The 7,436-nt window shown below is 40.3% G+C and carries 5 protein-coding genes and 6 tRNA genes; 9 read left to right on the forward strand and 2 right to left on the reverse strand.

The features are described from left to right. The first annotated feature begins 171 nt into the window (after positions 1–171). From csrA to JQC92_RS13015, 7 genes are all read left to right on the forward strand, one after another. Positions 172–366 carry a carbon storage regulator CsrA gene (gene csrA, locus JQC92_RS12985; RefSeq protein WP_129946446.1) on the forward strand — a complete coding sequence of 65 codons (195 nt, stop codon included), beginning with the start codon at positions 172–174 and terminating at the stop codon, positions 364–366. Positions 367–604: 238 nt separating this feature from the next. Further along, positions 605–696: transfer RNA gene (locus JQC92_RS12990), tRNA-Ser, on the forward strand. Between the two features lie 23 nt (positions 697–719). Then, positions 720–796 (forward strand) — tRNA-Arg (locus JQC92_RS12995). Positions 797–829: 33 nt separating this feature from the next. After that, positions 830–906, forward strand: a tRNA-Arg gene (locus tag JQC92_RS13000). 45 nt (positions 907–951) lie between these two features. Continuing rightward, positions 952–1,028 (forward strand) — tRNA-Arg (locus JQC92_RS13005). A gap of 26 nt (positions 1,029–1,054) precedes the next feature. After that, positions 1,055–1,131: transfer RNA gene (locus tag JQC92_RS13010), tRNA-Arg, on the forward strand. A 7-nt stretch (positions 1,132–1,138) separates the two neighbouring features. Next, a tRNA-Ser gene (locus JQC92_RS13015) sits at positions 1,139–1,230 on the forward strand. An 85-nt stretch (positions 1,231–1,315) separates the two neighbouring features. On the opposite strand, the gene JQC92_RS13020 is transcribed toward JQC92_RS13015, so the two are convergent. Next, positions 1,316–2,245, reverse strand: a complete 930-nt coding sequence (locus JQC92_RS13020) for a hypothetical protein (protein ID WP_205000059.1) — start codon at positions 2,243–2,245, stop codon at positions 1,316–1,318. Between the two features lie 265 nt (positions 2,246–2,510). Beyond that, complete coding sequence (locus JQC92_RS13025) at positions 2,511–3,788, reverse strand: dicarboxylate/amino acid:cation symporter (protein WP_205000060.1); 1,278 nt, start codon at positions 3,786–3,788, stop codon at positions 2,511–2,513. A gap of 193 nt (positions 3,789–3,981) precedes the next feature. Between JQC92_RS13025 and JQC92_RS13030 the strand changes: the two genes are divergently transcribed. Next, the gene (locus tag JQC92_RS13030; protein ID WP_239480554.1) at positions 3,982–4,398 is read left to right on the forward strand and encodes a YqaA family protein; all 417 of its coding nucleotides are present in this window, start codon (positions 3,982–3,984) and stop codon (positions 4,396–4,398) included. A gap of 35 nt (positions 4,399–4,433) precedes the next feature. Further along, entirely contained in the window at positions 4,434–7,262 is a 2,829-nt protein-coding gene (locus tag JQC92_RS13035; protein WP_205000061.1) for an insulinase family protein, read from the forward strand. Positions 7,263–7,436 lie beyond the last annotated feature (174 nt).

Here is a 7,436-nt window from a genome sequence, read left to right on the forward strand (position 1 = left end):
ATGTTGTATCAGACCGCTCGTGCATGGCTATGTATGTCCGGATTCGATAAAAACGATTCAACGGCTTTTTGGATGTTGAATACTATTAATTTGTACTAAGCTAACCTTATAATAAGCGGAAATCGGAAGTTGTCGGAAGTACGCTGAAATGGAAACTAAAGGAGCGATCGAATGCTGATTTTGACTCGTCGTGTTGGTGAAACACTGATGATTGGTGATGATGTCACTGTTACAGTTTTAGGTGTTAAAGGTAATCAGGTACGTATCGGTGTTAATGCACCAAAAGAAGTATCTGTTCATCGTGAAGAAATTTATCAACGCATTCAGTCTGAGAAAGAGAATTCTTCCGAAGATGGCAATTTCTAATTCTCATTAGAATTGGTTAGTCAAAGGAAAAGTCAGTTATTTAACTGGCTTTTTCTATTTTAGGTGCAGTCGTTTATTAGACGTTTTGTAGTTTTAAAACTACTTAAACGTCTAAAAAGCGCTAAGTTAAGCTTGTTTGGTGTGCAATTCGATTAAAAACAGTTCACTCGTGTTTTAATCATGAAAAAGGGTTTGACTTATTTTCTTCAAACAGTAATATGTGCGCCAACAAGACAACGGAGAGGTGGCCGAGTGGCCGAAGGCGCTCCCCTGCTAAGGGAGTATGGGCTTTAACTCCCATCGAGGGTTCGAATCCCTCCTTCTCCGCCATTCTTGTTAAGTAGATTGAAGATGCGCGTGTAGCTCAGCTGGATAGAGTACCTGGCTACGAACCAGGCGGTCAGAGGTTCGAATCCTCTCACGCGTACCATTCTTCTGCTTTATATAGGAACTTGTTGTCGATGCGCGTGTAGCTCAGCTGGATAGAGTACCTGGCTACGAACCAGGCGGTCAGAGGTTCGAATCCTCTCACGCGTACCACATCATCTTATATCAGGAAGATAAGTCTGCTTTTGTAAATATAATGCGCGTGTAGCTCAGCTGGATAGAGTACCTGGCTACGAACCAGGCGGTCAGAGGTTCGAATCCTCTCACGCGTACCATTATTTATAGCCTATATAGTTTAGATGCGCGTGTAGCTCAGCTGGATAGAGTACCTGGCTACGAACCAGGCGGTCAGAGGTTCGAATCCTCTCACGCGTACCAAATTAACGGAGAGGTGGCCGAGTGGCCGAAGGCGCTCCCCTGCTAAGGGAGTATGGGCTTTAACTCCCATCGAGGGTTCGAATCCCTCCTTCTCCGCCATTTCTTTGCTTTCTTTTTTATTTTTCTTCAAGCAATAAAAAAGGCCTTGAATTATCAAGACCCTTGTTTGCTTTTCTTGCTTATTTTAAGCAGCACCAGCACCTTGCCCATCTTCAGTGTTAGCTTTAATCTGCAGTTCTCTGTATTCTTTTTGTGACTGCATTTTATTAACCATGTTATGGGTATCTGAAGCGCCTTTTTGAGTTGCTTCTATTTCACGCTCTTCAGTTTCAGCTTGTTTGTGTTTTTGTTTTGATGTCTCGATCTTTAATTGATCTTTAATTTTTTCTTCTTTATCTCTTTCTTGTCCACTTTTTTTAATAGCATTAGTCGCAGAATCAGATTCAGCAAAAAATATTCCATGGAAGTCTGAAGGCGAGCCTCCGTCAACAAACTTAACATCACCGGCAAGTGTGTCAGCGTTTAAGGCGGTCATACCAGGGTGGGCATCTTGTTGTTGTTGAACGTGTTGCTGGTGAGCACTATGAGCATCACTGGCTTCATCGTCGGTTAAGTTCATAGTGTTTAAAGCCGCTGCACTTCTTTTATTGTTGCCGTCACCTGGGGTGACAAATGCAGCGTGATGTGCTTGTCTACCGTTACTATCACGATCACCTTTAATTATTTCAAATCGTGGGCCAACTCGTGAAGGGTCTGTTTGTAAGGCTCTATTCACACGTGCCATAGTGTTAAAAAGTGAAACGGCTGTATCGACTATACCAAAACCTTTACTCGGCGCTCTAGCCATCTCAGTAACTGCGTCTCTGATTTCAGCTCTATTACTCTTGGTCACAACATTTGAGGAATTCATGAGTCGAAACATTGCACCCACATTTAAAGAGAATGCTGCGGAGTGACCGCCTAAACGATTTGTCATGTCCTCTATTTCATCTTGACTAAACTCTTGCCCTACAAGAACGATTTCTCTATGGGTCGTTTTATTCTTAGGGTCAAAGACTATCCGCTCTTCTACACTATAATGTTGTGGACCTGCTTTACTTGTTACGCCTTCCATACTCTACCTCTGTCAAAGTTAAATCATGCACAGAATTTTTTGTTTTACTCGTGGCTAAATCTTTGAGGCATGTAAATATTTAGTAACCTAATTATAGGTGTTGATGATTATTGAATCACCTTAAACTTTGTTAATGAAATAAGGTGTTGAAATAAAGGAGTAAGATGTAGGGGGAGAACGTTATTATGTAATTTTATACATATAAATGAAAAAAGCTAACCATATGTTATAGCTAGCTTTTTATTCAGTCAATTTAAATTAAGGTTTAAGCGCAGTTTTTCGCTTGTTCATCATTGGCTGAAGTGGGCTCAACAATTGACTGATTGGAATAAAACTGTTCTTTATCAAGTTCGCCCTCTGATTGGCCAACTACTACAGCTGTCATCATATCACCCGTTACATTGGTCGCGGTTCTGATCATATCAATTACACGGTCAATTGCTGCGATGAATGCAATGCCTTCTAGTGGTAAACCGATTACACCTAAGGTTACAGTTAGCATGACCATTGCGCTTCCTGGAACACCAGCCGTGCCAATCGAAGCTACGGTCGCTGTAATTGCGATCATAATGTAATCTTGTGTTGATAAATCAATCCCATAGATTTGGGCAATGAAGATAGAGGCAATTGCTGGGTAGATACCACCACAACCATCCATATTCATTGTAGCGCCTAAAGGCAATACAAATGAACGATAACCTTTTGTTACTCCCATTGATTCAACGCTTTTTGTACTGGCTGGTAAAGTGCCAAAACTTGAAGCTGTAGTGAATGCGACTAATTGAGCGGGTAAAGCTTTACGGAAAAACTGAATTGGATTCAATTTAGCAACAAAAGTAATGAGACCGCCGTAAACGAAAATGATGTGAATTAGTGCTGCAAGATAAATTGCCAGAATGAACTTACCCAGCGGAAGCATTGTTGTTAAGCCGTACTTACCAACAACCCAAGCCATTAAACCGAATACTCCGATTGGTGTTAGCTTTAACACCATGCTCGTAAGAGTAAACATGACTTCTGCACCAGAGTCGATGACTCTTTTAAGTGGTTGAGCTTTTTCACCAATTTGATTTATTGCAATACCAACAAGAGCCGCAAATACAATAATTTGAAGTACTTTCCCTTCCGCTAAAGCTTCAAAAGGGTTGGTAGGGATCATATCAAGTAAAACTTGAGAGAAACCAGGGATATTACGTTCACGCACGGCACTTGATGCTAGCTGCATTGTGCCACCCATGTCCATTAGGGAGCCAATTGCGAGACCCAATAATGAAGCAACTGTACCGGTAAACATAAACATGCCGAGTGTTTTAAGAGCTAGACGCTTTAAATTACCATGTGACTCATACGAAGTAATACTGGTGACGATCGCACAAAATACCAAGGGTGCAACGAGCATCTTAATTGCCGAAATGAACAAATCACCTAATGGTTTTAATGCAGTGGCTTGCTCGCCAAAGATGACACCTATAATACTTCCTAAGAAAAAGCCAACGAGAACTTTTTGCCAAAATGGAATTCGCTTTAATGCAGATTGAATCATGTACTTTCCAGTAAGTTTTTTGTATCGTGCAAGTTAGGTTTGTTACTACCTTATATTTAAACAACCAACAAATAAAAGATTTTTCTCAATTTTATACGCTAGAAGCCATATTCCTTAATGGCATTTTTTTATAACTTATCGTAATAAGTTTTGTTGGTTTAATTTCGTACAGTTCTTATGATGGCTTCCCTTTATGCTTTGGATCATGTTCACGTCTTCATTTCTTGCCGCAACTCTATTACCCGGTGGTTCTGAGTTATTACTTGCTGGTTTGTTAAAGCAAAATCCAAATGAAGTAGTGGGGTTAGTCATTGTGGCAAGTCTAGGAAATACCCTCGGAGCACTGACCAGCTATTGGTTGGGCTTCATGGGAAGAAAAGTCACCAATCCAGAAGAAAGCAAAAGCAAAGGATATAAAAAGGCATTAAAGCTATTCCATAAATATGGATATTGGTCTCTGTTATTATCGTGGGCGCCGATTATTGGTGATTTTTTGTGTGTTTTTGCAGGCTTAGCTAGGTGTAAGTTGCTGCCATCTACTATTTTAATTTTGATAGGTAAAACCTTGAGGTACGTTTTAGTGGCATTAGTCGCAATGTCTTGGTTATGATAGAGCATCTTTTTTGAACAATTAAGGAAGCTATCGTGAAAAAATGGATGTTTTTAATCGTATCAGCTGCTGTTTTGTCTTCATGCAGTCACACCCCTAAACAAAAACAATTACCTGACGGAGTAACACTCGTTGAAAGTGAAGTTGTTCAGCCTGGAAAGATAGGGATTCCTTTTAAAAAGTATCGGCTTGATAACGGCTTGACCGTTATTCTACATCAAGATGATTCAGACCCACTTGTGCATGTTGACGTTACTTATCATGTTGGCTCTGACAGAGAGAAGATAGGAAAAAGTGGATTTGCTCATTTATTTGAACACATGATGTTTCAAGGTTCGCAGCACGTAGCAGATGAACAGCACTTTAAAATTGTGACAGAAGCAGGTGGTACATTAAATGGTACAACGAATAGTGACCGTACTAATTATTACGAAACGGTGCCGAATAATCAGTTAGAAAAAATGTTATGGCTTGAGTCCGACAGAATGGGCTTTTTATTACCAGCATTGACTGAGAAAAAGTTTGAAGTTCAGCGTGAAACCGTAAAGAACGAGCGCGCACAACGCATAGATAATCGCCCTTATGGTCGAATGAGCGAACGCTTTAATCAAGCAATGTATCCTGTTGGGCACCCTTATTCTTGGCCTGTAATAGGCTGGCCTGCGGATCTTAATAGAGCCAATGTTGACGATGTAAAAGCTTTCTTTGCCCGTTGGTATGGCCCAAATAATGCAACGCTGACTATTGGTGGTGATTTCAATGAAAAGCAAGCATTAGCTTGGGTAGAAAAGTATTTTGGCGGTATTCCAAGAGGACCTGAGGTAAAGCCATTACCAAAAACTAAAGTTACTTTGGAGAAAACTCATTATCTATCAATGGAAGACAGAGTTCATTTACCATTGCTACGTATCGGTTTCCCTACTGTTTATGCACGTCATCAAGATGAAGCACCGTTGGACTTATTGGCAAATATACTCGGTGGCGGTAAAACATCTATTCTCTATCAAAACTTGGTAAAAAATGGCGTTGCCGTTCAGGCATCTGCTAGCCATCCTTGTTCTGAACTCGCCTGTCAGATGACCATCATTGCTGTGGCCAATCCAAGTAAAGACAATGGTGATCTTAACAATATTGATAAAATTGTGAATCAATCAATTACTGAGTTTGAAAAGCGAGGCGTTTCTGATGAGGATCTAGAAAAAGTAAAAGCTGAAATTAAAGCGGATACAATTTTTGGATTACAAAGTGTCTCAGGTAAAGTATCGACACTGGCTTATAACGAAACATTTACTGGCGAGCCTGACCAAACCGAAGCGGATCTCAAACGTTACTCTAGTGTCACTAAAGCTGATGTAATGCGTGTATTTAATCAGTACATAAAAAATAAGCCAATGGTTGTAATGAGCGTTGTACCTGAAGGTAAAGAAAACCTAATCGCACATGCTGATAACTTCAAACCTGTGTTGCCAAAGTTACCGGAAATAAAAGCGGTTCAATTTAAAGATAAAAAGATAACTTCTAATTTTGATCGAAGTGTTATACCGCCGTCAGGGCCTGCGCCGATTATAAAAGTACCTAATATTTGGCGTGGAAAATTAGCCAACGGTATTGATGTGATGTCGACCGTAACAGATGAAACACCAACAGTAGAGCTTGTTGTTTATCTTAATGGCGGGCATCGCGTTGAACCGGTTGCTAAGTCTGGATTAGCTGAAATAACAGCGGCGATGATGAATGAGTCTACTCAGCTTCATTCAAACGAAGAATTGGCACAGAAACTTGATTTACTCGGTTCTAGTATTCAGTTTGATAGCTCGGGATATCAAAGTGTTATTCAAGTGACCAGTTTGACTGAGAATTTAGATAAAACGCTTACTCTTTTAAACGAAAAACTGTTTAAGCCAGGCTTTAAAAGTGAAGATTTTCAACGTATTAAACAGCAGATTCTTCAAGGTCTTAAGCATCAGCAAACTGTTCCAACTTATCTTGCGAGTGTTGGTTTAAGTCAGTTGCTTTATGGAAAAAACTCCCCGTTGGGTGTGAGTTCAGGTGGTACGATTGAGAGCGTCTCTAAATTGACGTTAGCCGATGTAAAAAGGTACTACAAAACGTTCTATACAGCAGCGAATGCTCAAATTATTGCCGTGAGTAATTTGAAGCATGATTCATTAGTTGAGCACCTTGGCGGATTATCTCATTGGAAAGGGAAGGCGACGAGTTACCCAAAATTACCTGCACCACCAAAATTAAAAGGTGGCACAATTTATCTTATCGACAAACCTAAAGCGGCTCAGTCTGTTGTAATGATATCTGATCGGGCTCTAAAATATGATGCTACTGGTGATTACTTTAAAGCATCTTTAATGAACTATCCTCTGGGTGGTGCATTTAATAGTCGTATAAATCTCAATCTTCGCGAAGATAAAGGTTATACCTATGGTGCCAGAAGTGGATTCTCTGGAGGTGTTGAAGCAGGTAGCTTTACTGCGTCAGCAAGTGTTCGAACTGATGTGACGGCTGAGTCAGTTCAAGAGTTCATAAAAGAGCTAGTTAAATATCAAAAGTCAGGAATGACTGATGCAGAGCTCGACTTCATGCGTAAATCAATTGCTCAAGGGCAAGCATTAGATTATGAAACGCCTTATCAAAAAGCGGGTTTCATGAGAACGATACAACGTTACAAATTGGCTGATGACTTCACTAAAAAGCAAGCACAAATCATTGAATCTATTTCTAAGGATGATTTGAACAAATTAGCCAGTAAATTACTTAATATCGATGACATGATCATTTTAGTTGTAGGTGATAAAGATAAAATTGAACCTAAACTCAAGAAACTAGGGTATCCAATTATGACTTTGTAATATTGGCTTGAGTTTGATCAAAGCACCGCATCTTTAAGGCGGTGCTTTTTCGTTTGCCCAGCGAAGCTGGCAAACCCGACAGGTTGAAAGAAACCTGTATCGCCCCGACTGAGGGGAAGATAATCCGAATGGCAAGGGCGTTGTTGGCTAACGGCAGGGTCTGAAGGAAGCCAT

It is taken from the genome of Parashewanella hymeniacidonis, from assembly GCF_016900895.1.
In the GTDB taxonomy this organism is placed as follows: domain Bacteria; phylum Pseudomonadota; class Gammaproteobacteria; order Enterobacterales; family Shewanellaceae; genus Parashewanella; species Parashewanella hymeniacidonis.